Below are 24,915 nucleotides of genomic sequence, written 5' to 3'. Positions count from 1 at the left end.
CCCGGCGCCTTACTACAGCTGGATGCCCGCGGCACCACCTGGCGCGGACTGAAGGACGGCGGCCAGCTCCTCCGCCGTCAGGTTCGCGGCTGAACAGAGCTCATCCTGCGTGATTCCGGCAGTAGAGGCTGCGCGGACTGCCTGCCGCAGGGACTCCTGGGCGTTGTCCAGTTCCCACTGCATGCTTTCAACGAGCGAACTGGTGCGCCAGACCACGGACAGGACGTCCTCCTCCTCGGCAGCCACCGCAAGGTGGGGTTCGAGTTCCGGTGCCAAGGGTCCGGCCGCGAGGGGCCCGGCCAAACCGGCGGCGGCGGCAAAACCCTCCGCCGGCAGGACAGGGTCGGGCAGCACGATTTCAGGCAACACGGGATCCGGGAGGACCGCATTCTGCACTGCTGCACCTGCGCCTACTGCGGGTACGGAAACCGTAAGCTGGGGGCCCAGAGGGCTGCTGGCCGTCTGCGTCATGGCAAAACTCCTTAAGCTGGCTTACTACTAGTTCCGTAAGTATCTAGATGAGCGTACTAAACGAACTCCCAGAGCGCCAACGGGAGCGGGCTTATCCAAAGCGACCGGAAACGTAGTCCTCGGTGGCCTTCTGGACAGGGTTGCTGAAGATGGTGTGGGTGTCGCCGTACTCAATCAGCTTGCCCGGCTTACCGGTGCCCGCGATGTTGAAGAAAGCGGTCCGATCCGAGACACGTGCAGCCTGCTGCATGTTGTGAGTCACGATCACCACGGTGTACTGGTCCTTGAGCTCATTGATGAGGTCCTCGATGGCCAGGGTGGAGATGGGGTCCAAGGCGGAGCAGGGCTCATCCATGAGGATCACCTGCGGCTCCACGGCGATGGCGCGGGCAATGCACAGGCGCTGCTGCTGCCCGCCGGAGAGACCGGAGCCGGGCTTCTCCAGCCGGTCCTTGACCTCGTTCCACAGGTTGGCGCCCTTGAGCGAGCGCTCCACCAGGACGTCGGCTTCACCCTTGGAGATCTTCTTGTTGTTCAGCTTGACGCCGGCCAGCACGTTGTCCCTGATGGACATGGTGGGGAACGGGTTGGGGCGCTGGAAGACCATGCCGATCTGCGACCGCACGGTCACGGGGTCCACGCCGGGGCCGTACAGGTTGTCGCCGTCCAGCAGGACCTCGCCCTCGACGCGGGCGCCGGGGATGACTTCGTGCATGCGGTTCAGGGTGCGGAGGAAGGTGGACTTTCCGCAGCCGGAGGGGCCGATGAACGCGGTGACGGACTTGGCCTCGATGTTGATGCTGACGTCCTCCACGGCGAGGAAATCGCCGTAGTACACGTTCAGGTCCTTGACGTCGATGCGCTTAGACATGGTGTTCCTTCACTTACTGGGTATGGGTTGAAGTCTAGGTTCCGCGGGTGGGCGGAAGGCAGGCGGTCTGGTTACCGGCCTGTTTTGGGGGCGAAGATCCTGGCGATCAGGCGTGCCACGAGGTTCAGGACCATCACCAGGATGATCAGCACCAGCGCCGCACCCCATGCCCGCTGCGAGGACGGGTCCGGGTTGGAGGGCGAGGTGGGGTTGAGGATCTGGGTGTAGATGAAGGTGGGCAGCGAGGCCATCCAGCCGCCGAACACATTCGAGTTGATGCTGGTGGCGAAGCCGGCGGTGACCAGGATGGGCGCCGTCTCGCCGATGACCCGGGCGATGGCCAGGGTTACGCCGGACGCGATGCCGGAGATCGCCGTCGGGATAACCACCTTGAGGATGGTCCGCCACTTGCGCACACCCAGGGCGTACGCGGCCTCACGGAGTTCGTTGGGGACGATCTTGAGCATTTCCTCGCTGGAGCGGACCACCACGGGGATCATCAGCACGGAAAGCGCGACGGCGGCCACCGCACCGGTCTTGGTGCCCGGGCCCACCACCACGAAGAAGAACGCTGCGGCAAACAGGCCGGCCACGATCGAGGGGATGCCGGTCATGACATCCACGAAAAACGTGATGGCCTTGGCCACCCGGCCGTCCTGGCCGTACTCCACCAGGTAGATGGCGGTAAGCAGCCCCACGGGGACCGAGATGACGGTCGCCAGCAGGGTGATCTGCACGGTGCCCAGCAGCGCGTGGTAGATGCCGCCCATCACGGGGGCACCGCTCTCAACGGACTTGTTGTCGAAGGCGCCCGTGACGCCGTTCATGGAGGTAGTGAGGAATCCGGGGTCGAGGAGTCCGGGGATGCCGTTGACCAGCACGGTCCAGATGACCGAAACCAGCGGCAGCAGCGCCACCAGGAACGAGCCCACCACAAGGCAGGTGGCCAGCTTGTCCTTTGCCTTGCGGGAGCCTTCCACGGCCGCACTCCAGGAGACCAGGCCCACAGCGAACAGGATCGCGGAGACCACTCCCCAGCCAAACGGGTTGAAGCCGATCAGGGCCATGATGGCAGCGCCGACAACCAGGGCCGCACCCAGCACGGCGTAGGGTGCGTACTTGGGCAGCTGGCCCTTGGTCAGTGCCGACCGCTTGCTGCGGACGGGGGTAAGCGTGGAGGTCATTTAGTTGGCTCCCGAAAATTCTTTGTGCCGGGTGATGACCCAGCGCGCGATCATGTTCACGGCCAGGGTGATGATGAACAGCACCAGGCCGGCGGCGATCAGGGTGCTGACTTTGATGCCGCTGGCTTCGGGGAAGTTCAGGGCGATCTCGGCAGCGATGGTCTGGTTTCCGGACTGGATCAGGCTGGCCGTCAGGGCGCCGGAAGAGAGCACCAGGGCTACGGCCATGGTCTCGCCCAGTGCGCGGCCCAGGCCCAGCATGACGGCGCTGATGATGCCCGGACGGGCGAAGGGCAGCACGGCCATCTTGATCATTTCCCAGCGGGTGGCGCCGAGCGCCAGCGCGGCTTCTTCGTGCAGCTTGGGGGTCTGCAGGAAGATTTCGCGCGACAATGAGGTGATGATCGGCAGGACCATGACGGCAAGGACAATGCCGGCCGTGAGGATGGTCTTGCCGGTGGTGGAGGCCGGACCCTCGAAGATGGGCAGCCAGCCCATGTTCGCTGCGAGCCAGCCATAGGCAGGCGAAATCTCCTTGGCCAGGAAGGCCGCACCCCAGGCGCCGTAGACCACGGAAGGGATGGCGGCCAGCAGGTCCACCACATAGCCGAGCCCGGAGGCCAGGCGACGGGGTGCGAAGTGGGAGATGAACAGTGCCACGCCAATGGCGATGGGGGTGGCGATCACCAGCGCGATGACCGCGGCGATGAGCGTGCCGATCACGATCGGCCAGATGTAGGCGAAGAAGCCCTGGCCGCCCTGAATTTTGTCGGCGGGAGCGGTCAGCGCGGGAATTGCCTGGACTACCAGGAAGAGCGCGACGCCGAAGAGGACGGCGAGGATCAGGCAGCCGGCTGCCAGCGCGGCGCCGGAAAAGACTTTGTCCCCGGCGCGCCCGGCGCCCTGGGTACTGGTCAGGGAGGTGGCGGTCATTCGACGGCCCTTCGATTCGTTGCTGGATTGAGGAGGCGGGGTGCAAAGCCAAGTTCCCCGCACTGCCTTCCGGCAGGCGGGGAACCCGGTTTTGCAGCGTTGGCTAGGACTTGACCTTGATCGAGTCGACGGCCTTGGCAGCCTTTGCGGCGAGGTCCGAGGACAGCGGGGCGGACTTGGCCGACTCGGCTGCGGCATTCTGGCCCTCTGCGGAAACTACGTAGTGCTCGAAGGCCTTGACCAGGTCAACGGTCTCCTGCTTGTCGTAGGTGGTGCACAGGACGTGGAAGGACACCAGGACGATCGGGTAGGCGCCGGCGATGGTGGTCTTGCGGTCCAGCTTGATGGAGAGGTCGTTGGCGGCGCGGCCTTCAACCGGCTTGCCTGCGTCCACGGCCTTCGCAGCGGCGTCAGCCGAGATCTTGGTGAAGGAATCGCCCACCTTGATCTGGGCCACGCCGAGCTTGCCGCTCACTGCGGAGTCGTCAGCGTAAGTCACGGCGCCGGGGGTGTCCGTGACGGTCTTGACCACGCCGGAAGTGCCCTTGGCATTTTCACCCTGAAGGCTGGCGGGCCAGACACCGGCGGCCTTGTCGGTCCAGACCTCGGGTGCCGCTGCGGCCAGGAAGTCGGTGAAGTTCTGGGTGGTGCCGGAGTCGTCGGAACGGTTCACCGGGGTGACCTTCAGGTCGGGCAGGGAGACGCCGGCGTTCAGGGCGGCGATGGCGGGATCGTTCCACTTGGCGATCTGGCCGCGGAAGATCTTGGCTACGGTGGTGGCGTCCAGCTTCAGGTCGGTGACGCCGGGAACGTTGAAGGCCACGGCGATCGGGGAGATGTAGACCGGGACGTTGATGGCGCCCTCGGGGCCGCAGACGGACTTGGAGGAGGCGTATTCGTCATCCTTCAGGTAGGCGTCAGAGCCGGCGAACTGGGCCGAGCCGTCCAGGATGGCCTTGCGGCCCGCGCCGGAGCCGTCCGGGGAGTACTGCACGCTGGCGCCGGAATTGGCGGAAGCGAAGTTGGTCTTCCAGGCGTCCATGGCAGCGCCCTGGGCGGAGGAACCAATGCCGGTCAGGGTGCCGGTGACCTTGGTGCCGCCGGCGGACTGGCTGCCGGCAGGAGCGGTGCCAGTGGCGTTGTCTGAACCGCAGGCGCTGAGCGCGAGTGCGCCGGCTGCGATAACAGCGATAGCCGCGTGGCGGCCGAAGCGGAGTGCCTTCACTAGATGTACCCCTTCCAGGGTTATTCAGGTGCGGGACAGGGACGGAGAACCCTGCTGCGCGATGCGTACGTTGTGTACCTTCAAGAAAGTTATGGGCCGCAGGTAACGGGATGGCCTGTCCAAAGTGAACGGAGGATTAACGACGGCGGGATATTGGCTGACAAATGCCGGGTCACCATTGCGCGGATCACAGGTGGGGCCGTAGTGGCGGCACGAAGTGCAGCACCGAACAGCAAATAGACTGAACGGCATGGCTCCAGCAGCAGGACTTTCAGCAGGCAAACGGTTCCTGCACGGCCGCATCCGCACCGGGTTGATCCGAAGCCGGAATTCGCTGGTTCCGGCAATCCAGATGACCGTCTGCGCCGTGGCGGCCTATGCCTTCGCGGAGTACGTACTGGGGCACAGCGGCCCGCTGTTCGCAGCCACGTCGTCCCTCATCGCCCTTGGCTTCTCGCGTGAGCCACGGCTGCGGCGGGTCGTGGAGGTGGGCCTGGGCTGCACCATCGGGATTGCCGTGGGTGACCTGCTCCTGCACTGGCTGGGCAGCGGAATCTGGCAGGCCGCCGTCGTCCTTCTCTTCTCCATCCTCCTGGCCCGCTTCCTGGACAGCGGAACCATCTTCACCACCCAACTGGGGCTGCAGTCGCTGCTGGTGGTGCTGCTTCCGGCGCCGGCGGGCGGACCGTTCACACGCAGCATCGACGCCGTGGTGGGAGGCCTTTGCGCGCTGCTGGTGACCATCCTCATGCCCAAGGATCCGCGCCGGGAGCCGCGCCGCGATGTCCAGAAGCTGCTGCATGAGCTTGCCGAGGTCCTGCGCGAATGCGCCGACGCCCTGGTGAACAGCGATTCCACCCAGGCCTGGCATGCGCTGATCCGCGGCAGGAACTGCCAGCCGCTGGTCGACGCCATGCGGCAGTCGCTCCGTGCGTCCGGTGAGGTTGCCACCCTGGCGCCCGCCTACCGCCGGCACCGGGATGAGCTGGACCGGCTCAAGCAGTCGCTGGACTTTATCGACCTGGCGCTGCGCAACAGCCGCGTTTTCGCCAGGCGGCTCACCAGCGCCATCAACCATGCCGCACTCTCTGATGAGGCGACGGACAGCATCGCCGAAGTGCTGCAGGAGACCGCTGCCGCGATTGACGAGCTTTCGCTGGGCCTTGCGGAATCGCACGACGGCGTCCGGCGCGCCCACCTGCGCACGGCGCGGCGGGACCTGAGCGAGATTGCCCTGCGCCTGCATCCCAAGCTGCTGGAGGTGCAGCGGCTCGAGGGCGAGACGGTGGTCATGTTGTTCCGGCCGCTGATGGTGGACCTGCTGGAGGCCACCGGGATGGACGCCGACGAGGCCAGGGACGTGTTGCCCGCACTGTAGTGTCGGTGCCCGCCGCTAGGGTTGAACGCATGGCAACGAAGACTTCCCGGGCGTCAAAAGCGCCTGCATACAAATGCGCCGAATGCGGCTGGACCACGGCCAAGTGGGTGGGCCGGTGCGGTGAGTGCCAGGCCTGGGGCACCGTTGAGGAAACAGGCACTGCGGTGGCGCGGACCACGGCGGCCACAACAGTTGTGGAGCCGGCCCGGAAAATCGCAGACGTGGATGCCACCACGGCCGCCTTCCTGCCCACCGGAGTGGACGAACTGGACCGGGTGCTGGGCGGCGGCCTGGTTCCGGGCGCCGTCATCCTGCTGGCCGGTGAGCCCGGCGTGGGTAAGTCAACGCTGCTGCTGGATGTTGCGGCCAAATTCGCACGGACCGCCCAGGACGTCCTCTATGTCACCGGCGAAGAGTCGGCGGCACAGGTGAAGCTGCGCGCGGAGCGGATCGACGCCGTGGCCGAATCCCTGTACCTGTCTGCGGAGACCGACCTTGGCCAGGCGCTGGGGCAGGTGGAGAAGATCGAGCCGCGGCTTCTGATTGTGGATTCGGTGCAGACGCTCAGCAGCGCGGACGTGGATGGCAGCGCCGGTGGCGTGTCCCAGGTGCGGGAGGTGGCGGCTTCCATCATCGCGGCCGCGAAACGGCGCAACATGACCACTTTGCTGGTGGGGCACGTGACCAAGGACGGTTCCATCGCGGGGCCGCGGTTGCTGGAACACCTGGTGGACGTGGTCTGCCAGTTCGAGGGCGAGCGGCATTCACGGCTGCGGCTGCTCCGGGCGGTTAAGAACCGGTACGGGCCCACCGACGATGTTGGCTGCTTCGACCTGAACGAGAACGGAATTGAGGGCCTGGCCGATCCCAGCGGACTGTTCGTCAGCCGCACCAAGGACCCGGTGTCAGGTACCTGCATCACTGTCACCATGGAGGGGCGGCGTCCCCTGCTGGCGGAGGTGCAGTCGCTGCTGGCCGAGAGCCCCAACTCGCAGCCCCGGCGCGCCACCAGCGGCCTGGACAGTTCCCGGGTGTCCATGCTCCTGGCCGTCCTGCAGCAGCGGGCAGGAACCCTGCTGCACAAGGACGATTCCTACGTGGCCACCGTTGGCGGGGTGAAGCTCAGCGAGCCCGCCACTGACCTTGCAGTTGCCCTTGCGGTGGCGTCTGCCAAAGCCCGCAAACCCCTGCCCATCCGGCTGATCGCCTTTGGCGAAGTGGGACTGGCCGGCGAGGTCCGGCCGGTACCGGGCATCAACCAGCGCATCCAGGAGGCACACCGGCTGGGATTCACCCACGCTGTGGTTCCGGCCAGCCACACCGGGCCGGGCCCGGTGCCGCCGGGGTTCTCCGTGCGTGAAGTGGAACACCTGACGGAGGCACTCAGCCTTTTGATTGGTTAGCAGTCCCGGTTGAATATGCAGCCGCCGGCTCCCGCCCTGACCGGTGGCGATCCATCGCCGGATTCAGTGGGCGGTACGGTGGATGGGAGCCTTCTCGCAGACGGAGGTTTTTATTTCTGTGCTGGGGGGAAGCTTGGTAACCAAGGAATGGCAGGGCACTGCCGAAGGGGCTGCCCACGCGGGCAGGGCACCGGCGCAGCCGGTTGTGTCGGACCGTCTTGACGGACTGTTCGGAGGGCTGAGCGCGCGGAAGCGCGTGATTGCCAGCCAACTGCCGGTCAGCATGACCATTTTGCTTGTGGTGCTCGCCGCCGCAATTTTCAGCCCGGAAACGTTGGCCAAGAACTTGTTCCTGGCGGCGCTGCTGTTCCACGTAGCAATCGCCGTTGCGTGCATTGCCACCCCGTGGGGGCGTCTTCCCATGGGGGCCTTCGCGGTGATCCCGCTCCTGGACTGTGTCGCCATCGGTTTCACCCGGGAGGCTGGCGGCCCGGCCTTCAGCGTCCTGAGCATGATGCTTGTGTTCCCTGTCATTTGGCTCTCGGCGCAGGTGCGGCCGTACATGCCGGTACTCGCCATCTCGGGGACCATCCTCGGTGTAGTGGTTCCCGCCGCCTTGCATGGGTCGCCGCCCGCAGGGGGGTCGATGATCCGCACCCTGATACTCCCCTTGGTCATGTCCGTCATTGCGGTTACGGCGCACGTAGTGGCAACCACCATCCGCCGCCAGCGCATGACTTTAATCGAAAACGAGCACGAAATGGCACGGACCCTCGACGAGAGCGTCCGCCGGCAATGTCTCCTCGACGCCGTACTCAAGGCCGTTGGGGTGGGTGTTTGGGTGGTGGATGCCAAGGGAAACACCGTCCTGGCCAACAGGGCCATGCGGTCGGACCCCGTCCTGGCAGACGTCATTGGGTCCACGGGTGGAAGCGGCGCTGCCGGCGGGCCGGGGCTGCTGATGTCCGCCGATCGCTCCACCCCTGTCACGCTCCACCAGCTTCCCGCAGCCCGCGCCGCCGCAGGGGAAGCGTTCACTGACGAGTTGTACTGGGCCGGTCCGGCCGACCGCCAGCGCGCCTACTCCGTAAGCTCGCAGTCTTTCCCTCCGTCCGGCGGGCAGGAGGGCGGTGCCGTCATCACTTTCGTGGACGTGACCAGCCTGATTAACGCGCTCGCGGCGAAAGACAACTTTGTTGCCACCGTCTCGCACGAACTCCGGACCCCGCTCACCTCAATCCTCGGCTACCTGGAACTGGTCCTGGACGAACCCGGGCACGAGGAGATCCAGGAAGAGCTCCTCGTGGTCCGCCGCAATGCAGGGCACCTGCTGAACCTGGTCAACGACCTGATCGCCGTGGCGTCGGAGCGGGTTGACCTGTCCTTGGAGGAGACGGACCTGGCCCGGCTGCTCGCCGTCGAGGTCGACGCTGCCTTGCCCAAGGCGGCCAGCAGCGGGCTGCAGCTGGCGCTCGATGCCGAGCAGCCGCTGCCCGGCAGGATGGATCCTAAGCGGATCGGCCAGGTGATCCAGAACCTGCTCTCGAACGCCATCAAGTACTCCCCGGATGGCGGTTTGATCACTGTCACAGGCCGCCGTAGGGACGCAGAGTTGGTCTGCACCATTTCGGACACCGGCTCGGGGATGACCGGGGAGGAGCAGGAACAGGCGTTCACCAAGTTCTTCCGTTCGGCGCGCTCACGCGAAACAGCCATCCCGGGCGCAGGCCTGGGATTGTCGGTCAGCAAGACGATTATCGAGGGCCATGGAGGATCAATCACCCTCGACAGTGAACCCGGCGTGGGCACCACCGTAACCTTCATTCTGCCGGCATCCTGAGCGGTTCCGGCTGGACCTTGGCTGCGGCGCAGTTGTTTAGGGGGCAGCCGTCAGGAACCCTCGGTCAGCCAGCGGGAGACATCGCTGCGCAGCACCAGCAGCGGGCCGCCGGTGGCGCTTACGTTACCGTTGGCCACGTAGTACCCGCGGCCCGAGCCGGCTCCCCCGGCTGCCCGGTCCAGGGCGTCCACTAAGTGCCGCGGCAGGTGCCCCTGCGGGCCAAGGCTGCGCAGCTCATCCACTTCTTCCGGCGTCAGCCGGCCCAAACTTCAGCTATGTTGGCCATCAGCGGTCCCTTCGAGGAGTGCCTGAAGGAATAACCTAGAGCAGCGCCGTGAACTGCACGTTAACGGTGGACGGCAATTTTGCACTTCGCCCGGGAAGTGCCCTGTTTGGAGGATCGATGCCCATTCGAAGCGCAGGCATACTGTTGTACCGGCAGGACCTGCCCACACCCGTCGGCACCGGCACCTCCGGCGGCCACCATGGGCTGCAGGTCTGGATCGCCCACATGGGCGGCCCCTTCTGGGCACGGAAGGACGCGCACGCGTGGTCCATTCCCAAGGGCGAGTACGTTGACGGTGAGGACCCACTCGCCGCCGCCCTGCGCGAGTTCGCCGAGGAGATGGGCACTGAAGCTCCTGGAGTTGAGTACAGGTCGCTTGGCGAATTCCGGCAATCCTCCGGAAAGCTCATCACTGTCTACACCGGGGAGGCGGCTTTCGATCCGGAGGCCATCAACAGCAACACGTTTCCGCTCGAGTGGCCCAAGGGCTCCGGCAGGATCCAGCACTACCCCGAAATCGACGACGCGCGCTGGTTCCCGGAGGAGGAGGCACGGCTCAAGCTTGTAAAGGGTCAACTGCCAATCCTTGATGCCTTGGTGAAAGTCACCGCCGTGACGTGACGCAGCCGCCCGTCCGCCGAACGACAGCTCTCCCCGCTCCGGGACCGCCGGAACGGTGCCTGGACGCCGTAACGTTCCGGCGTCCCGGCACCGTTCCGGCGTGTTCGGCGGCAGGCGGCGTTAATTTCCGGTCATCACCAAAGCCACACTGTGGCCGCCGAAACCGAAGGCGTTCACCAGCCCTGCCCGGCGATGGCCCGGCGGAAGCTGGTGGGCGCTTTCGGTGATGACGTGAAGGTCCACTTCCGGGTCCAGCGTCTCGACATTCAGGGTCCCCGGCAACTGGCCGGTGCGCAGGGCCTCAAGGACTACGACGGCTGCCAACGCACCGGCCCCACCCAGCAGGTGGCCGGTATGCCCCTTGGTGGAAGTGACGGGGACGCCAGGGCCGAAGACTGCGTTGATCGCCTGGCCTTCCAGCCGGTCACCCACGGGGGTGGACGTGGCGTGGGCGTGTACGAATCCAATGTCCGCCGGCTGCAGGCCTGCTGAGTCCAGCGCCTTTTGCATGACCCGGCGCTGCATTGCGGGATCCGCCGCCACGATGTCGTTTGCGTCGGAGGTTACCGCTCCGCCGGCTACGGTACCGAGCACGGCAGCGCCCCGCGCATGGGCATGCTCTTCACTTTCCAGCAACACCACCGCGGCACCTTCCGCCAGCACAAAGCCGTCCCGGCCGGCGTCGAACGGACGGGACGCGCGCTGCGGATCGTCCGCGCGCGTGGACAGTGCGCGGATCTGGGCAAAGCCACTGATCACCAGGTCATTGACCGAGGCGTCAACGCCACCGGCAATTACGACGTCGGCAGCACCTGAGCGGATCAGCTCGGCTGCCTGGACAATCGCCTCAGCTCCCGAGGCACAGGCGCTGACAGGAGTCCGGGCGCCACCGCGGGCACCGAGATCAATGGACACCCAGGCCGCGGGGCCATTGGCCATCAGCCGCGTGAGGGTGTGCGGCGAGACTTTGCGCGGGCCGGACGCCGCCAGCACCCGGTCCTGCTCGATGGTGGAACCCAGCCCACCGTAGGCGGAACCGATCACCACAGCGAACCGCTCAGGGTCCACCTCGGGGGCGCCCGCCTGCACCCATGCCTCGCGTGCCGCGATCAGGGCAAGCTGGCCGCAGCGGTCCATCCGCTTCATTTCGCGGGTGCTGAGGTGCTCCGAAAGATCCGCCGTGACCTGCCCGGCGATCTTGACCGGCAGCTGCTCAGCCCAGCCCTGCGAGAGTGCCGCTATTCCGGACCGCCCATCGAGCAGGGCCTCCCAGGTTTCCTTGACGGTGGAGCCGAGCGGGTTGATGGTTCCGGCCCCGGTCACCACGGCCCGCGGCTGTGCCGGGCCTGCCGGCAGGTTGACCACCTTACTTCGCCGGGTTGTGCGTGCCGATGGGCACGAGGGTGAGGTCCGGGTGGTTCTTCTCAATGCGCCGCAGCGCCCAGACGTCATTGAACAAGGCGAGGTATTCGCCGTCGGACCGCAAGAGCACCTCCGCGCCCGGTACGTTGGCCAGCGCAGGCATGGCGTCCGCCGTCGTAATTCTTGCCAGGGAGTACGGCAGGCGCTCCAGTCGCATGGGGGCGCTGAAGTCGTGTGCCATGCGGTCCTCCACCACTTCGAACTGCATGGGTCCGACGGCGGCAAGCACCGGTGCCTGGTCGCCGCGGAGGTCGGAGCGGAGCAGCTGGATGACGCCCTCGTGCTCTAGCTGCTCGATACCGCGGCGGAACTGCTTGAACTTGCTGGGGTCCTTGGAGCGGGCCACCTGGAAGTGTTCCGGGGCGAACAGCGGGATGGCCGGGTACTCCACCGCTTCGTCAAGGAACAGGCTGTCACCGACGCGCAGCGAGGACGCGTTGACCAGGCCCACCACATCCCCTGGGTACGCCTCGTCGATGACTTCGCGTTCGCGGCCGAACACCTGCTGCGCGTACTTGGTGGCGAAGGACTTGCCCGTGCGGGTCTGGGTGACCACCATGCCGCGTTCGAAGATGCCCGAGCAGACGCGGATGAAGGCCACGTGGTCGCGGTGTGCCTTGTTCATGCCGGCCTGGACCTTGAACACGAAGCCGGAGAACGGGGATTCCACCGGGCGGGTGTTGCCGTCCACGTCCGGACGCGGCGATGCCGGCGGCGCGAAGTCCACCAGTGCGTCCAGCAATTCCTTGACGCCGAAGTTCAGTGCGGCGGAGCTGAAGAGGATGGGGGTCGCCTTGCCGGCGTGGAAAGCCTCGACGTCGAATTCGAGGTTGGACTCGATCACCAGTCCCGCCTCGTCCACGGCGTCGGACCAGTTGCTGCCCTGGTCTTCCGCAGCTTCCTCAGGGCTGAAGTAGTCGGTGATGGCGATCTGGGCGCCTGCGTTGTTGCGCTGGAAACGGGCGAAGCGGTCGTTGCGCAGGTCCCAGACGCCGCGGAAGTCACCGGAGATGCCCACGGCCCAGGTCAGCGGCATGGGCTGCAGGCCGGTGCGTTCGGTGATCTCGTCCATCAGGGCAAGCGCGTCCAGGCCGGGGCGGTCCCATTTGTTGATGACGGTGATGATGGGCAGGTTGCGCTGCTTGCAGACCTCGAACAGTTTCATGGTCTGGGTTTCCAGGCCCTTGGCGGCGTCCACCAGCATCACGGCGCAGTCGACCGCGGCCAGCACGCGGTAGGTGTCCTCGGAGAAGTCGGCGTGGCCGGGGGTGTCCAGGAGGTTGATCACGGTGTCGCGGTAGGAGAACTGCAGGGCGGCGGAGCTGATGGAGATGCCGCGGTCCTTTTCCATCTGCATCCAGTCGGAGACGGTTTCCCTGCGGTTGGCCTTGCCACTGGAGGCGCCCGCGGTACCGATCACTTTTGCGTGCAGGGCCAGCGCCTCGGTGAGGGTGGACTTGCCGGCGTCAGGGTGGGAAATGACGGCAAAGGTCCTGCGGCGGCCCGCCTCCTTGTGAATCTCGGAGATCCGGGCGGGGGTCAGGACATCTTGGGACACGGTGCTACTTTCGCTGCGGTTGTGGCTGCCCAGGGCCTGTCGGGCTACTGCTGTGCGACTCAAGGGCGGGGAATGTCATTGGCAAACGGCCAAAGTATAAGTTTATCGCAGGGCTGCAACTGGCACCGGCGGCGCTTAACGCAGGCGAAACCAGACGTTCAAAGCAGCGAAATGCCGGGACGTTAGCTTGGGCGCATGATGCATGGCGCCACTTTCACCGGCAACCTTTTCTTCGACCCGCTGGCCACAAACCTTGCCAACAATTGTGGTCCTGCCGCGACGCAGGATCCCGATCCGGGCATTCCCTCCGGCTCATCGCGGAAGCGGGGAGTCCAGACGGCGGAGGAACACAAGGCGCTGCGGGCTGCGTCCCTTTCGAAGGTCAGCAGGGACCTGGAGCGGATGCTCAGGGACCTGAAGCGCTGAGTCTGCACCGGAACGCGCGCGCTGAGCGGGCGGCGGCAGCCGAAACGGCATGATGGGTTCATGCGCAGCATCGAGTTGGTCTTTGACGGCTCCACCGATTCCCTGATCAGGGCCGACTGGGCCCGGCTGCAGGCTGCGGACCTTCCCAGCCTTGCAGCGCACACCTCCTTGAGCAACAGCCCCCACATCACGCTTGCCGCCGGGGCGGACCTGCAGGCCGGCCAAGAAAGTCCGCACCAACAAGGCCTGTGGCAGGCGTTGCCCATGAACATCACGTTCTCCGGCGCCATTGTTTTTCCCGCAGGAGCGGGCAAGTATGTCCTGGCCAGGGCGGTCCTGCTGACCGACCCCCTGCTTGACCTGCACAGGCGACTCCACCAGGACCTGTCCGGCGCGCTGTCACTGACGCTGCCGGGGGCGTGGACGCCGCACGTCACCATCTCCCGCCGCGTCCCCGCGCACCAACTCGGAGCGGCCATGGACCTGCTGGACCTGCGCCTTGAAGGCCAGTGCACGGGGGCCCGCCTTTGGGACAGCGACAGCAGAACCGTCACGCCCCTCATCGAATGCCCTTAGGGCGCCTGAGTCCAGCACTAAAACGCGAGGGCTCTGGTGCTGAAAATGCTGCCCTGATCCTTGCGAAGTCCTTGGCTATTCCTGCGCCGTTTTCACGTCGCCGGTGTCGTCGATTCCCATAGGCTGGTTGGACGTAGACGAACACGACGCTCCGCAGAGATTGCGGTTCTCCCTCTGAAGGTCTCCACTAATGCCCTCCACCGCCAGCACGGCGGCCGCTGCCATGTTCGACGGCCCTAGCTCATCCGCCAACCGCCAAGCCGAAACCGATGGAAGGCGGCTCCATTCCTTGACGGGCCTGAGGTTTGTCGCAGCAGTGGCCGTGGCGCTAATGCACGGACTCGCCCTCTACAACCTGCCCATTGTCGACCTCGGTTTTATCGGCGTAAGCTTCTTTTTTGTCCTCTCCGGCTTCGTACTGACCTGGGCTGGCGCCGCGGAAAAAGGCACTGGTGTCTTCCTGCGGAACCGTATCGCTAAATTGTTTCCACTAAGCGCAGCTACGTTGGCCATCGCAGCATTAGTACCCGTGGCCCAAAATTCGAGCGCGGTTTCCTTCCTGCAAAGCCTGACCTTGACTCAAGCCTGGTGGCCCTGGTCTGCTTCTTCCTTCAACCCTGTCGCTTGGTCGCTGTCGGCAGAAGCTTTCTTCTATCTCCTGCTGCCCCCGCTTGTCTCGGTAATGCGCCGTTTCAGCACAAAGGAACTTGTCGGTACGGTTATATTCCTCGGAGTCCTGCAACCTGTACTGGGCGTCGCCTGCCAATTAACTTTGGGAGCGCAGGTCAGCCATTTCATCACCTACAACTTGCCGCTGTACCGGCTACCCGAGTTCGTCATCGGCGTCGCCCTGGCGCTTCTACTGAAGGCTGGTTATGTACCGCCACACAGTACACAGTTGTCGGCAGCCGCTTTCACCACCGCTGGCGCCACGCTTACACTCTTGGTGGACCTTTTGCATTCCATTCCCTGGTGGATCAGCCAGACGCTCATGCTGCCCGCGATCATCACCCTCATTTGGACGGCTGCCCGCCGCGAGCTCGCAGGCAACCGTGACTTTCTCAGCAACCCCGTCCTAGTAAGGCTCGGAGATCTGTCATTCGCTTTCTACATGGTCCACTATCTTGTGCTGGGTACGTTCGGCCTTCTTGTCGGCCGGTGGGCCCAGGGGCTTCCCTGGTGGCTCGTGCCGCCTGCCCTGCTCTGCGCGGCAGCCGTAGCTTGGGTCGCAAACAGGTTTATCGAGAAACCCTGCGAACGGGCGGTACGGGACATATTCCGGTCTCGAGCGGGACAGCAGCACGGGTCACCAAAAAATGCCCTGCCCGCACCCGCCATCGAGCACGCTTTTCCGGCACTTTCGGAAACTCCCTAATGGGGCACTTTGGGGCTTGCCCGTGCGGAACTTGGGTTTCTTACCCCTATCATTGAGCTTGCGGGAATTACAGCACTTTTTGATCCTGCCGGCGAACTGCAGATGCCGGCATTCCTGCGGGCGGCGGTCCGCACCTTTGAAGGGAAATACCTATGGCGCGGAGCCCCGAAGAATCGCTGAGGGCCACTCTGGGCAGGGTTGCACCCGGAACTCCCCTTCGCGACGGCCTGGAACGGATCCTCCGCGGACGCACCGGCGCCCTGATCGTCCTGGGATCTGACCGCACCATTGACTCCATCTGCTCCGGCGGGTTCGATATCGGCATCGAGTTCTCGCCTACCCGCCTGCGGGAACTGGCCAAAATGGACGGCGCCATCATCTGCGACAAGGACGCGGGCAACATCCTCCGCGCCGCGGTCCAGCTGGTCCCGGACTCCAGCATTGAGACCCAGGAGTCCGGTACCCGCCACCGCACCGCAGAACGGGTGGCCAAGCAGACGGGCGTTCCGGTCATCTCCGTCAGCCAGTCAATGCAAATCATCGCCCTCTACGTCAATGGACTGCGGCACGTCCTGGAGGGCTCGGAAAACGTCCTGGCCCGCGCCAACCAGGCCCTTGCCACCCTGGAGCGCTACCGCGCCCGCCTTGACCAGGTCACCAGTTCGCTCTCAGCCTTGGAAATCGAGGCCATGGTGACGGTGCGCGACGTGGCCGTCACCCTCCAGCGGCAGGAAATGGTCCGCCGCATTTCCGAGGAAATCTCGCAGTACGTCCTGGAACTGGGCGAGGACGGCCGCCTCCTCTCCCTCCAGCTCGATGAACTCACCGTGGGACGCGGTCCGGGCAGCGACGTGATCATCCGCGACTACGCCAGCCCCCATGCCTCCGCCGAAGACATCGAAAAAGCCGTCAATGAACTGGTCAACCTGGGCCCCACCGAACTGATCGACCTGGGCAAAATCTCGGCGATCGTCGGGTTCGCTGGCGGCGAGGCGAACCTGGATGCAGTGGTCCAGCCCCGCGGCTACCGGCTGCTGTCCGGCCTCAAGGCAGTCCCCAAGGCCGTTGCAGACCGCCTGGTGGACCACTTCGGGGGCCTGCAGTTCCTGATGGCGGCCACCATCGACGACCTCATGACGGTTGACGGCATCGGCGACCAGCGCGCCCGGACCGTACGCGAGGGCCTGAGCCGCATGGCAGAAGCCAGCCTCCTGGACCGCTTCCTCTAAGCCCCGGCCCAAAAGCATCATCCATTGCTGCCCACCTGCCGTTTTGAACCCTGAAAACGACAGTTACCCAGCAATCGACGGGGATTGAGGAGATCAGTTCAGCTGGAAGACGGCCTTCGGGCTGGCCCGTGAGCCCAGCTTCGCGGTGAAGATGTAGTACGCCCCGCCACCGCCCGGAGCTGCGGCCACCGCTTTGCAGCCCTCGGCGCTGCGGTTCCGGCTCCACGGGAAGTTAGCGGTTTCGCTGGCACCGGGTGCAATGACCTTCACCAGGTCCTCGCTGGACGCCTGGCAGTCCTTGGAGGAAAAGATCCGGTCCGAGCCGCTGGTCACCAGGAATTCCATCTGCGACGTTCCGATGTTGACCTCACAGGGCACCTTGCCGCCGTTGGTCACCTTCAGGGTGAGCATCGGGTTTTCGCCGGGGCCGTAGGCGGGCTTGTCCGTGGAAGCAGTGACAGTGACCAGGTTCTGGTTGCAGGTGGCGGTTGCGGAAGCAGTGGGCGACGGCGTGGCCGGAGCAGTTGCCGAGGCGGAAGCAGAGGGTGTTGCTGAGGCAGCCGGGTTCGCCGAAGCAGGGTCGGTGGAAGAAGGCTGGGTGGAAGAGGCCTGCCGGGAACCGCCCTTGAAGGCACCCGCCAAGGCGAACCCACTGACCACCAGTGCGATCACCAGCAGCAGGGCACCGCCAGCAAACAGCCGACGGCGGCGGTAGACAGCGGCGCTCGGTTTCCGGACGCTGCTGGAACCCGACGTGCCGCGTGCTGATGAATTGCCTTGCCTGCCCATCCTCCTAGGCTAGGGAAAGCCTCCGGATCTGAACCGCCACCACGCCGCCGCGGGCCCATTGCTCTGGTCACACCGGGTTTTCCACACTGCGCAACCCATCTACTACAGTGTTGGCATCGACACTCAAACCTCCCCCAAGACGGATGCCCCGGTCGCCTCCGCGGATCTGGAGCTGCTCCGCAGGCGGGTCAACGACTGGTTCGCCGGCATTGCCCGCGACCTGCCGTGGCGTAAGCCTGAATGCTCCCCCTGGGGAGTGCTGGTCAGCGAAATCATGCTGCAACAGACCCCCGTGGTCCGGGTGCTGCCCGTCTGGCACGAGTGGCTCAAACGCTGGCCCACTCCCGCGGGCCTGGCAGGCGAACCGGCAGGCGAAGCCGTCCGTTCGTGGGGCCGGCTGGGCTACCCCCGGAGGGCCCTGAGGCTGCACGCCGCGGCCACCGCAATCGTGCAGGAGCACGGCGGCAAGGTCCCGGACACTTACGCTGAGCTGCTGGCCCTTCCCGGCGTGGGCAGCTACACCGCAGCAGCAGTGGCAGCATTTGCGTATGGCCGCCGCGAAACGGTGGTGGACACCAACATCCGCAGGGTGCACGCCCGGCTCATCTCAGGCACCGCGCTACCCGCCCCGGCCCTGACGGCGGCGGAGATGCGCCTTGCGGCGGCCCTGCTGCCGGAGGACGACGACACGTCCGTGCGCTGGAACGCCGCGGTCATGGAACTGGGTGCCCTGGTGTGCACGGCCCGCGCGCCCAAGTGCATCGACTGTCCAGTGAGGGACTCCTGTGCCTGGCTCGCCGCCGGTGAGCCCCCGCCGTCGTACGTTCCCAAGGGCCAGTCATGGCACGGCACCGATCGCCAGGTCCGCGGCGCCGTGCTGGCCGTGCTCCGGCTGGCGGATGCACCCGTGCCGCCGGACATGTTCCACCGCGAACCGGCCGATCTTGGCTACGCGCCGGAGGGGATCAGCGTGCCCCTGGCCGCGCTGCACCGGCTCAACTCCGCCCCCGAACAACTGGACCGGGCGCTGGCAGGGCTGCTGGCGGACGGGCTGGCGGAGATGCACGACGGCGGCCTCCGGCTACCAGCCTGAGGCACCGGCGGCGCGGGCCGGGATGGCATACTTCTTGGTGACCGGAACCGGGGGAACCATGAAAACCATCCTGTACATCGTGTGGGCCCTGTTTGTTGCTGCCGCCATATTTTCACTGGTCTACGCGGCGCGCAGGACCAAGCGCCAGCAGCAACAGATGGCGGCGTGGCCCAGGGCGCAGGCAACCGTCACCGGCAGCGCCACCGGATGGACCAGCGGCGCGGGCGGCTCAAGCCGGAACCTGCGCTACTACCCCACCTACCAGTTCACGGGTCCGCAGGGCACCCTCTTCATGGGCAAGTCGGAGATCTCGGCGGTGGAGCAGCCGGCGCCGGGCTCGCTGATCGAGGTTGCCTACAACCCCGCCAACCCCAATGAGTCGCTCCAGGTTTCCTCGGAACCGCGCACCGTGATGGGCTGCCTGATTGCGTTCTTCGCGGTCTTTGCCGTTGTTTCGTTCTGGTTTATCGGCGTCTTTCCGCTGGGTTAGCGGACCCTGGCCGGGCCCGAAAGGGGCCGGCTAGAACAGCGCGGGCTGGCTGAATGTATCGCCCTCGGCATCGCCGGCTTCCGCGCCGCCGCCAGCGGGTTCTGCCGTCCAGTTGAAGCCGAGCTCGGCGAGCAGTTCCTCCATGGAGATTTGGCCGTCCAGCACTTCGATTTCCTGGGAGTTGTCTGTAAGCGGCCGTTCCATGCCACCGAGCTTATTCGCAGGAACGGGCGGGGTGGTCAGGGCTCGCCGAAACCAGCCTCCACCAAGCCGCCCACATACTCCACGGCCCGTTCCGCATCAGGTCCCCACGCTTCAACGTGCAGCACGCTGCCTTTGCCGGCGCCGAGGGTCATCAGCCCGGTCATGGACGCGCCGTCCACGCCGTTGATGGTGACTTCGGCGTCCAGGGAGGCCAGGCCCCCGGCCACTTTCGCGGCAGGCCGCGCATGCATGCCTGCCTGGTTGACCAATTCGAAGTCGCCGGTGCTGTCAGGCGCGGCGCTGGTGACAGGCTCCAGCTCCTCCGGCGCGGAAGCCTGCTCCGCCTGATGCGTCCCGCCCCCTGCAGCTTCTGCCGCGTTCCGCACGGCCTGCACATCGGCTCCGCCCTGTGCCGCGACGGCTGCGGCCACCAGGCCTTCGACCAACGGTGCATCGGCGAGCAGGACGCCGGCTGGGTTTTCCAGGAACTCGAGGGCAGATTCCGCGGTCATCACTGCTGATCCCAGGTCCGTGATGACTACTGTGCCGTTCGCCGCAACGCCATCCCCGTCGGCTTGTCCGCCTGCCTGGCCGCCATCCTGCCCGCCCGCCTGTTCCAGGGCGGCGAGGACCTTCTCCAGGCTGGTGCCGATCCTGCCGTCGTCGGTGCCGCCGGCGGGCAGGATGATCACGTCCGGTGCCATTTGGGCGGCAAGCTCCACGGCGCCGTCGGCAATTTTTTCGCTATGGGACACCACAACGATGCTGACGGTCACGCAGCCGCCCCAACGGCGGCGCGGAGGATCAGCGCGCTGGATACGGCGCCGGGGTCCCGGTGGCCGGCGCTGCGTTCGCCGAGGTAGCTGGCCCGGCCTTTCCTTGCGACCATCGGATCCGTTGCCACCGCCCCTGCTTCGGCAGCCTCGGCCGCCGCCACCAGGACGCCCAGGACATCGGCGCTTCCGCCGTCCGCTGCTGCGCGGGCAGCGTCGACAGCCGGGGTCCAGGCATCCACCATGGTCTTGTCCCCTGACTCGGCCTTCCCGCGCGCCACAATCCCGTCCCGCGCAGCCGCCAGGGCCCCGGCCAGGGCGGCTGCATCAACTTCAGCGGAATCGCCGAGTGCGGTGGCGGCGCGAAGGAAGGCAGTGCCGTAGAGCGGCCCTGCGGCGCCGCCCACCTTGGACATCAGCGTCATGGCGGTCATCTTCAGCGCAGCCCCGGGCGTCTCCGGCGTCGATTCGCCGAGCTTGGCCAGGACGGCCTGGAAGCCCCGGTCCATGTTCTCGCCGTGGTCCGAGTCGCCAATGGCCCGGTCCAGTTCGATGAGTTCAACGCGGTGCTCTGCCATGGCCTGCGCGCACAGGGTCAGCCACTTCACGGCCCAGTTGACGTCCAGGATCACGGTCACACGCCCCACCGCAGCGCGGGGGTGTGCACGGGCGCGTCCCAGAGTTCCGTCATCTCGTCATCGAGCCGGAGGACCGAAATGGAGCAGCCCTGCATTTCGAGGGCCGTAATGTAGTTGCCCACCAGCGAGCGTTCCACCGTGGCGCCGGCATCTCCGAGTACCTGCACAGCCCGCCGATACACGATGTACAGCTCGCTCAGTGGCGTGCCGCCCATGCCGTTTACGAAAAGCAGCACCTTGTCCCCGGAGGTGATCTTCAGGTCCGCCAGGACGGGTTCCAGCAGGCGGTTGGTGATGTTGTCCGCGGTCTCCATGGGAATCCGGTGCCTGCCCGGCTCGCCGTGGATGCCGATGCCGATCTCGATCTCATCCTCGGCGAGGTCAAAGCTGGGTGTGCCGGCGTGCGGAACCGTGCAGGCGGACAGTGCCACCCCCATGGTCCTGACGTTGGCGTTGACCCGCTCGCCGATGGCGGCGACGGCGTCGAGGTCGTCACCGCGTTCGGCAGCTGCGCCCGCAATCTTCTCCACCAGCACGGTGCCGCCCACACCGCGGCGGCCTGCGGTGTACAGCGAATCCTCCACCGCCACGTCGTCATTGACCAGTACGGTGCGGACACTGACGCCTTCGGCCTCAGCCAGTTCGGCCGCCGTCTCGAAGTTCAGGACGTCGCCGGTGTAATTCTTGACGATATGCACGACGCCGGCACCGGAGTTCACAGCGAGGGTGGCCGGAAGGATCTGGTCCGGCGTAGGCGAGGTAAACACCGCCCCCGGCACCGCGGCGTCGAGCATTCCCTGCCCAACGTAACCGGCGTGCAGCGGCTCGTGCCCGCTGCCGCCGCCGGAAACCAGCCCCACCTTGCCGGCCACAGGCGCGTCCTTGCGCGTGATGTAGATGGGGTCTTCGCTGACCGTGACCAGTCCGGCGTGTGCCAGGCCAAACCCCTGGACAGCTTCCTGGACAACGGATTTTGGATCGTTGATGAGTTTCTTCATGGCGTTGCTCCTGGCTGTGCTCCTGAAGGATGTGTGTCTGACCCTACTACCGGGATCGCGACTGGCGGTAGGCTCCTCCACCCCACTTTTCCGCACTTATCCCACAGGTTTGCGACCCGGACGCAGCAAAGGGACAGCCCCCAATGACTGTCCCTTTCCTGAGGCCCCCCACATATCGGCCTTCAGCAGTTTATCCATCAATTCGAGTAAAGCCAAGAGGGGTTTCTGAATGCCGTCTGCGGACGCCTTTAGAGGGTGCGGATCATCCGGGTGTTGCCAAGGGTGTTGGGCTTGACGCGTGCCAGGTCCAGGAACTCCGCCACGCCCTCGTCATGGGAGCGCAGCAGCTCCGAATAGACTTCCGGATCCACCGCCGACTGGTCCGCCATGACTTCGAATCCGTGACGCTTGAAGAAATCCACCTCGAAGGTGAGGCAGAAGACGCGGGATACCCCCAGGGCCCGGGCTTCTTGCAGCAGGCTCTCCACCAGGACATGCCCCACCCCTCTGCCGCGCCACTCCCCCGACGCTGCAAGGGTGCGGATTTCGGCCAGGTCCTCCCACATGACATGCAGGGCGCCGCAGCCGATCATTTCGCCGTCGCTGGACTCGGCGATGCGGAACTCCTGGAGGCTCTCGTAATAGGCCACCGTCTCCTTCGCCATCAGGATGCGCTCCTCGGCCAGGGGTGCCACCAACCTCTTGATGGCGGGGACGTCGCTGGTGCGTGCTGGGCGGATGTGGAAGGAGTCGGTCACACAGCCATCCTACGAGGCGAAGGGCTCTCGGCTGGTTGCGGACGGGGCGGGGCGTTCCGGTGCCGGCAAATGCCTCGGCCGACGGCGCAAAGCCGACCAACCTAGAGCCCCAGCTCGGCAGGCAACTCGAGATCCTGGCCCAGGACGTTCTTTGCCAGGAACCACTCCACCACCTGGTACCAGACCTTGGCGTGTTGCGGCTGGAGGACCCAGTGGTTCTCGTCCGGGAAGTAGAGGAACCGGTGCGGAGTCTGTCCGTCCTGGTCCGCCGCCAGCTGGGACTTGGACAGCAGTTCATACCAGAGCCGCAGGCCTTCGCCGATGGGCACCCGGTAGTCCTTGTCACCGTGGATCACCAGCATGGGGGTGCTGATGTTCTCGGCATGGAGGTGCGGCGAGTTCTCCAGCGCCATTTCCTCGGTCATTTCCTTCAGCCAATACTGAGAGGCGTCGGTGGTGGGCCCGAACTGGTCCAGGGCCCAGAGGCTCGCATGGGTGACGACCGCCTTGAACCGGTCTGTGTTGCCCGCCACCCAGTTGGCCATGTAGCCGCCGAAGGAGCCACCCATCGCCGCGGTCCGGGCCTCGTCGATGTCGGGCCGCCGTACGGCGGCATCGGTCACTGCCATGAGGTCTGTGAAGGGCGCCTTCCCCCATGATCCCCAGCCGCGCTGGATGTACGACTGCCCGTAGCCGGTGGACAGCGCCGGATCCGGCAGCAGCACCGCGTACCCCTTCGCCGTCAGGAGCCAGGGGTTCCAGCGCCAGGTCCACGCGTTCCACGATCCCAGCGGGCCGCCGTGGATCCACAGGAGCAGCGGTGCCGGCTGGTCCGCGGAAGCACCCTCCGGGAGGGCCAGGTAGGCGGGCACGCGCGAGCCGTCCGCGGCGGTTGCGGCGATGCGCTCCATCCGGCCAAGGTAGGACGGCCGCTCGGCAGGGGCAGGGAGGCGGGTGGTTTCCCCAGTGGCCAGGTCGATCCGTACGGCCTCGGCCGGGAACTCGTACGAGCTGCGCAGGGCATAGGCGCTGCGCCCCTCCGGCGAAATTACGACGTCGGAGTAGGCCGCAGCGTCCTGCGTCACCCGGGTGACGCCCACCTCAGCGGCAGCCGACGGAACGCTGACCCGAAAAACCGGCGACGCGCCGTCGTCGTCCGCTGTAACCAGGAGGCCGGAACCGTCCGGAAGCCACGCCGCAGGCTTGGGCCAGCGATCCCAATCGTGGGCCAGTGGCTGCAGTCCGCCGCCCTCCTCCGGCGCCTGGCCGGAGACGTCGAGCAGGTACATCTTGATTTCGGGGGCCCGGTGAGGGGTGGAATCACTCTCGCTGACCACCACGAGCGTGCGGCCATCGGGGCTGACGGGTCCCGGGAAGTAGCTCATGCCTTCCTGGTCCAGCAGCACTTTGAGGCTGCCGGACGCCACATCGACAGCCACCAGAATGGACCGGCTGTCCGCCTTCGCAAGAGGCTTGGTGTAGCCGCTGTAGATGGTCTTCCCATCGGGGCTGACCACGGTCTCCGCCTCCCTGAGCCGCGGGCCGGCGTCGGGCGTCAGGTTGCGCAGGACCAAGGGAGCGGTGGCATCAACCGTTGTGGGCGTGCCGGCTCCTTCTTTTTCCCCCGCTTCCACAGCGAAGATCCGCGGCTGACCGGGCCCCAGGTCCGCGTCCCAGTACCGGACCGGATACTCGCTGTGCAGGATGGCAGAGACCTTCTTGTCCTTGCGGGACTTGCGCCGTTCAGCGTCGTCCTCCTCGTCAGCGGAACCTGCCAGGACCTCGGCCGTCACGAACGCCGCATCGGCGCCCCTGGCCGTGATTACCCTGCTGACGCCGCCCGGCCGGCTGAGGACCACCCTTGCTTCGCCGCCGTCGGCCGGGAGCAGCCACAGCGCGCTCACCGGATCTTCGTCGGGGCTGTCCGGATCGGGACGGGCGGACGTGAAGTAGACGTCCCCATTGGCTGCGAACGCGGCACCGGCCTCGCCCTTGGCGCTGCGGGTGATGCGCCGGGCGTGCTTCTGCCCGGCCGGGTCCAGCTCCCACAGTGCGGTGGCGAATTCGGTGCCTTTACCGTTCAAGGTGCTCACAGTGGTGACCAGCCGCGTGCCGTCCGGGCTCAGTGCCAGGCCGCTTACCCGGGGGATGGACAGGTAATGGTCGAGGTCATGGAAAGGGGTCAGCGGTTGCTCGTCCGGGATCGCCGGATTCTGATTAGCCATGCTCCCGATTCAACACGTTTTGTGTCCGCCATCACAGTCGACACACGGCACCCGGCTACGCGTGGGTGCTTCTCCGCGGCTGGGTCCGGCACCGGGGTCATTTGTGTAGCTTGCGTCAAAGCGACGAAGGAGCAGCAAGCGGCAAATGG

25 protein-coding genes are annotated in these 24,915 nt (G+C 66.0%); 10 read left to right on the top strand and 15 right to left on the bottom strand.

Features of this window, described 5'->3' with window-relative positions; genetic code table 11:
• Window positions 1-12: 12 nt before the first annotated feature.
• From LFT46_RS01265 to pstS, 5 genes are all read right to left on the bottom strand, one after another.
• Complete coding sequence (locus tag LFT46_RS01265; protein ID WP_236800636.1) at window positions 13-471, bottom strand: hypothetical protein; 459 nt, start codon at window positions 469-471, stop codon at window positions 13-15.
• Between the two features lie 91 nt (window positions 472-562).
• The gene (gene pstB, locus LFT46_RS01260; RefSeq protein ID WP_018770927.1) at window positions 563-1,342 is read right to left on the bottom strand and encodes a phosphate ABC transporter ATP-binding protein PstB; all 780 of its coding nucleotides are present in this window, start codon (window positions 1,340-1,342) and stop codon (window positions 563-565) included.
• 71 nt (window positions 1,343-1,413) lie between these two features.
• Entirely contained in the window at window positions 1,414-2,526 is a 1,113-nt protein-coding gene (gene pstA / locus LFT46_RS01255; RefSeq protein WP_236821072.1) for a phosphate ABC transporter permease PstA, read from the bottom strand.
• On the bottom strand, window positions 2,527-3,459 hold the full coding sequence (pstC, locus tag LFT46_RS01250; RefSeq protein WP_236821070.1) for a phosphate ABC transporter permease subunit PstC: 933 nt from the start codon (window positions 3,457-3,459) through the stop codon (window positions 2,527-2,529).
• A 103-nt stretch (window positions 3,460-3,562) separates the two neighbouring features.
• On the bottom strand, window positions 3,563-4,684 hold the full coding sequence (gene pstS, locus LFT46_RS01245; protein ID WP_236821069.1) for a phosphate ABC transporter substrate-binding protein PstS: 1,122 nt from the start codon (window positions 4,682-4,684) through the stop codon (window positions 3,563-3,565).
• Window positions 4,685-4,934: 250 nt separating this feature from the next.
• Between pstS and LFT46_RS01240 the strand changes: the two genes are divergently transcribed.
• The 3 genes from LFT46_RS01240 to LFT46_RS01230 all read left to right on the top strand — a co-directional run bounded on the left by LFT46_RS01240 (window position 4,935) and on the right by LFT46_RS01230 (window position 9,305).
• Complete coding sequence (locus tag LFT46_RS01240; protein ID WP_236800632.1) at window positions 4,935-6,062, top strand: FUSC family protein; 1,128 nt, start codon at window positions 4,935-4,937, stop codon at window positions 6,060-6,062.
• Window positions 6,063-6,091: 29 nt separating this feature from the next.
• Entirely contained in the window at window positions 6,092-7,465 is a 1,374-nt protein-coding gene (gene radA, locus LFT46_RS01235; RefSeq protein WP_236800631.1) for a DNA repair protein RadA, read from the top strand.
• Between the two features lie 133 nt (window positions 7,466-7,598).
• Window positions 7,599-9,305 carry a sensor histidine kinase gene (locus tag LFT46_RS01230; protein ID WP_236821067.1) on the top strand — a complete coding sequence of 569 codons (1,707 nt, stop codon included), beginning with the start codon at window positions 7,599-7,601 and terminating at the stop codon, window positions 9,303-9,305.
• 50 nt (window positions 9,306-9,355) lie between these two features.
• On the opposite strand, the gene LFT46_RS01225 is transcribed toward LFT46_RS01230, so the two are convergent.
• Window positions 9,356-9,571, bottom strand: a complete 216-nt coding sequence (locus LFT46_RS01225; RefSeq protein ID WP_236821065.1) for a hypothetical protein — start codon at window positions 9,569-9,571, stop codon at window positions 9,356-9,358.
• Between the two features lie 137 nt (window positions 9,572-9,708).
• On the opposite strand from LFT46_RS01225, the gene LFT46_RS01220 reads away from it, so the two are divergent.
• Window positions 9,709-10,212, top strand: coding sequence for an NUDIX domain-containing protein (locus LFT46_RS01220; protein WP_236821063.1), 504 nt, complete (start codon window positions 9,709-9,711; stop codon window positions 10,210-10,212).
• Between the two features lie 120 nt (window positions 10,213-10,332).
• Here LFT46_RS01220 and LFT46_RS01215 read toward each other — a convergent pair whose 3' ends face one another.
• The gene (locus LFT46_RS01215; protein WP_236822109.1) at window positions 10,333-11,568 is read right to left on the bottom strand and encodes a beta-ketoacyl-[acyl-carrier-protein] synthase family protein; all 1,236 of its coding nucleotides are present in this window, start codon (window positions 11,566-11,568) and stop codon (window positions 10,333-10,335) included.
• A gap of 10 nt (window positions 11,569-11,578) precedes the next feature.
• Window positions 11,579-13,192, bottom strand: a complete 1,614-nt coding sequence (locus LFT46_RS01210; protein ID WP_236800627.1) for a peptide chain release factor 3 — start codon at window positions 13,190-13,192, stop codon at window positions 11,579-11,581.
• A gap of 195 nt (window positions 13,193-13,387) precedes the next feature.
• On the opposite strand from LFT46_RS01210, the gene LFT46_RS01205 reads away from it, so the two are divergent.
• The 4 genes from LFT46_RS01205 (at window position 13,388) to disA (ending at window position 16,798) form a co-directional block, all read left to right on the top strand.
• Window positions 13,388-13,618, top strand: a complete 231-nt coding sequence (locus tag LFT46_RS01205; RefSeq protein ID WP_236800626.1) for a hypothetical protein — start codon at window positions 13,388-13,390, stop codon at window positions 13,616-13,618.
• Between the two features lie 60 nt (window positions 13,619-13,678).
• Window positions 13,679-14,194: a 2'-5' RNA ligase family protein gene (locus LFT46_RS01200; protein WP_236800625.1), complete on the top strand. Its 516-nt coding sequence runs from the start codon at window positions 13,679-13,681 to the stop codon at window positions 14,192-14,194.
• Window positions 14,195-14,384: 190 nt separating this feature from the next.
• The gene (locus LFT46_RS01195; protein ID WP_236800624.1) at window positions 14,385-15,569 is read left to right on the top strand and encodes an acyltransferase family protein; all 1,185 of its coding nucleotides are present in this window, start codon (window positions 14,385-14,387) and stop codon (window positions 15,567-15,569) included.
• Between the two features lie 152 nt (window positions 15,570-15,721).
• Window positions 15,722-16,798 (top strand): DNA integrity scanning diadenylate cyclase DisA, encoded by a 1,077-nt coding sequence (disA, locus tag LFT46_RS01190; protein WP_236800623.1) that lies wholly within the window; start codon window positions 15,722-15,724, stop codon window positions 16,796-16,798.
• Between the two features lie 93 nt (window positions 16,799-16,891).
• On the opposite strand, the gene LFT46_RS01185 is transcribed toward disA, so the two are convergent.
• Window positions 16,892-17,587 carry a hypothetical protein gene (locus LFT46_RS01185; RefSeq protein WP_236800621.1) on the bottom strand — a complete coding sequence of 232 codons (696 nt, stop codon included), beginning with the start codon at window positions 17,585-17,587 and terminating at the stop codon, window positions 16,892-16,894.
• Between the two features lie 166 nt (window positions 17,588-17,753).
• On the opposite strand from LFT46_RS01185, the gene LFT46_RS01180 reads away from it, so the two are divergent.
• Together LFT46_RS01180 and LFT46_RS01175 are read left to right on the top strand one after the other, a co-directional pair.
• On the top strand, window positions 17,754-18,680 hold the full coding sequence (locus LFT46_RS01180; RefSeq protein ID WP_442863702.1) for an A/G-specific adenine glycosylase: 927 nt from the start codon (window positions 17,754-17,756) through the stop codon (window positions 18,678-18,680).
• A gap of 58 nt (window positions 18,681-18,738) precedes the next feature.
• On the top strand, window positions 18,739-19,170 hold the full coding sequence (locus LFT46_RS01175; protein WP_236800619.1) for a DUF3592 domain-containing protein: 432 nt from the start codon (window positions 18,739-18,741) through the stop codon (window positions 19,168-19,170).
• 30 nt (window positions 19,171-19,200) lie between these two features.
• On the opposite strand, the gene LFT46_RS01170 is transcribed toward LFT46_RS01175, so the two are convergent.
• The 6 genes from LFT46_RS01170 to LFT46_RS01145 all read right to left on the bottom strand — a co-directional run bounded on the left by LFT46_RS01170 (window position 19,201) and on the right by LFT46_RS01145 (window position 24,766).
• On the bottom strand, window positions 19,201-19,374 hold the full coding sequence (locus tag LFT46_RS01170) for a hypothetical protein (RefSeq protein ID WP_236800618.1): 174 nt from the start codon (window positions 19,372-19,374) through the stop codon (window positions 19,201-19,203).
• 35 nt (window positions 19,375-19,409) lie between these two features.
• Complete coding sequence (gene dhaM / locus LFT46_RS01165) at window positions 19,410-20,150, bottom strand: dihydroxyacetone kinase phosphoryl donor subunit DhaM (protein WP_236800617.1); 741 nt, start codon at window positions 20,148-20,150, stop codon at window positions 19,410-19,412.
• Window positions 20,147-20,779 (bottom strand): dihydroxyacetone kinase subunit DhaL, encoded by a 633-nt coding sequence (dhaL, locus tag LFT46_RS01160; protein ID WP_236802982.1) that lies wholly within the window; start codon window positions 20,777-20,779, stop codon window positions 20,147-20,149. Before dhaL ends, dhaM begins: the two co-directional genes overlap by 4 nt.
• A 2-nt stretch (window positions 20,780-20,781) precedes the next feature.
• The gene (dhaK, locus tag LFT46_RS01155; RefSeq protein WP_236800616.1) at window positions 20,782-21,783 is read right to left on the bottom strand and encodes a dihydroxyacetone kinase subunit DhaK; all 1,002 of its coding nucleotides are present in this window, start codon (window positions 21,781-21,783) and stop codon (window positions 20,782-20,784) included.
• A gap of 248 nt (window positions 21,784-22,031) precedes the next feature.
• Complete coding sequence (locus LFT46_RS01150; protein ID WP_236800615.1) at window positions 22,032-22,541, bottom strand: amino-acid N-acetyltransferase; 510 nt, start codon at window positions 22,539-22,541, stop codon at window positions 22,032-22,034.
• 101 nt (window positions 22,542-22,642) lie between these two features.
• Window positions 22,643-24,766, bottom strand: coding sequence for a S9 family peptidase (locus LFT46_RS01145; RefSeq protein ID WP_236821061.1), 2,124 nt, complete (start codon window positions 24,764-24,766; stop codon window positions 22,643-22,645).
• Window positions 24,767-24,915 lie beyond the last annotated feature (149 nt).

Source organism: Arthrobacter sp. FW306-07-I (assembly GCF_021800405.1).
Classification (GTDB): Bacteria; Actinomycetota; Actinomycetes; order Actinomycetales; family Micrococcaceae; genus Arthrobacter.
The sequence above is the reverse complement of the archived record's forward strand: the minus strand, read 5'-3'. Positions and strand labels throughout refer to the sequence as shown.

Coding starts and splice junctions, on each gene's coding strand:
- LFT46_RS01200 (WP_236800625.1), top strand. CDS start 13,679: ATGCGCAGCATCGAGTTGGTCTTTGACGGCTCCACCGATTCCCTGATC.
- radA (WP_236800631.1), top strand. CDS start 6,092: ATGGCAACGAAGACTTCCCGGGCGTCAAAAGCGCCTGCATACAAATGC.
- LFT46_RS01175 (WP_236800619.1), top strand. CDS start 18,739: ATGAAAACCATCCTGTACATCGTGTGGGCCCTGTTTGTTGCTGCCGCC.
- pstC (WP_236821070.1), bottom strand. CDS start 3,459: ATGACCGCCACCTCCCTGACCAGTACCCAGGGCGCCGGGCGCGCCGGG.
- LFT46_RS01170 (WP_236800618.1), bottom strand. CDS start 19,374: ATGGAACGGCCGCTTACAGACAACTCCCAGGAAATCGAAGTGCTGGAC.
- LFT46_RS01205 (WP_236800626.1), top strand. CDS start 13,388: ATGATGCATGGCGCCACTTTCACCGGCAACCTTTTCTTCGACCCGCTG.
- pstB (WP_018770927.1), bottom strand. CDS start 1,342: ATGTCTAAGCGCATCGACGTCAAGGACCTGAACGTGTACTACGGCGAT.
- LFT46_RS01240 (WP_236800632.1), top strand. CDS start 4,935: ATGGCTCCAGCAGCAGGACTTTCAGCAGGCAAACGGTTCCTGCACGGC.
- LFT46_RS01195 (WP_236800624.1), top strand. CDS start 14,385: ATGCCCTCCACCGCCAGCACGGCGGCCGCTGCCATGTTCGACGGCCCT.
- disA (WP_236800623.1), top strand. CDS start 15,722: ATGGCGCGGAGCCCCGAAGAATCGCTGAGGGCCACTCTGGGCAGGGTT.
- dhaK (WP_236800616.1), bottom strand. CDS start 21,783: ATGAAGAAACTCATCAACGATCCAAAATCCGTTGTCCAGGAAGCTGTC.
- pstA (WP_236821072.1), bottom strand. CDS start 2,526: ATGACCTCCACGCTTACCCCCGTCCGCAGCAAGCGGTCGGCACTGACC.
- LFT46_RS01265 (WP_236800636.1), bottom strand. CDS start 471: ATGACGCAGACGGCCAGCAGCCCTCTGGGCCCCCAGCTTACGGTTTCC.
- LFT46_RS01220 (WP_236821063.1), top strand. CDS start 9,709: ATGCCCATTCGAAGCGCAGGCATACTGTTGTACCGGCAGGACCTGCCC.
- LFT46_RS01145 (WP_236821061.1), bottom strand. CDS start 24,766: ATGGCTAATCAGAATCCGGCGATCCCGGACGAGCAACCGCTGACCCCT.
- LFT46_RS01185 (WP_236800621.1), bottom strand. CDS start 17,587: ATGGGCAGGCAAGGCAATTCATCAGCACGCGGCACGTCGGGTTCCAGC.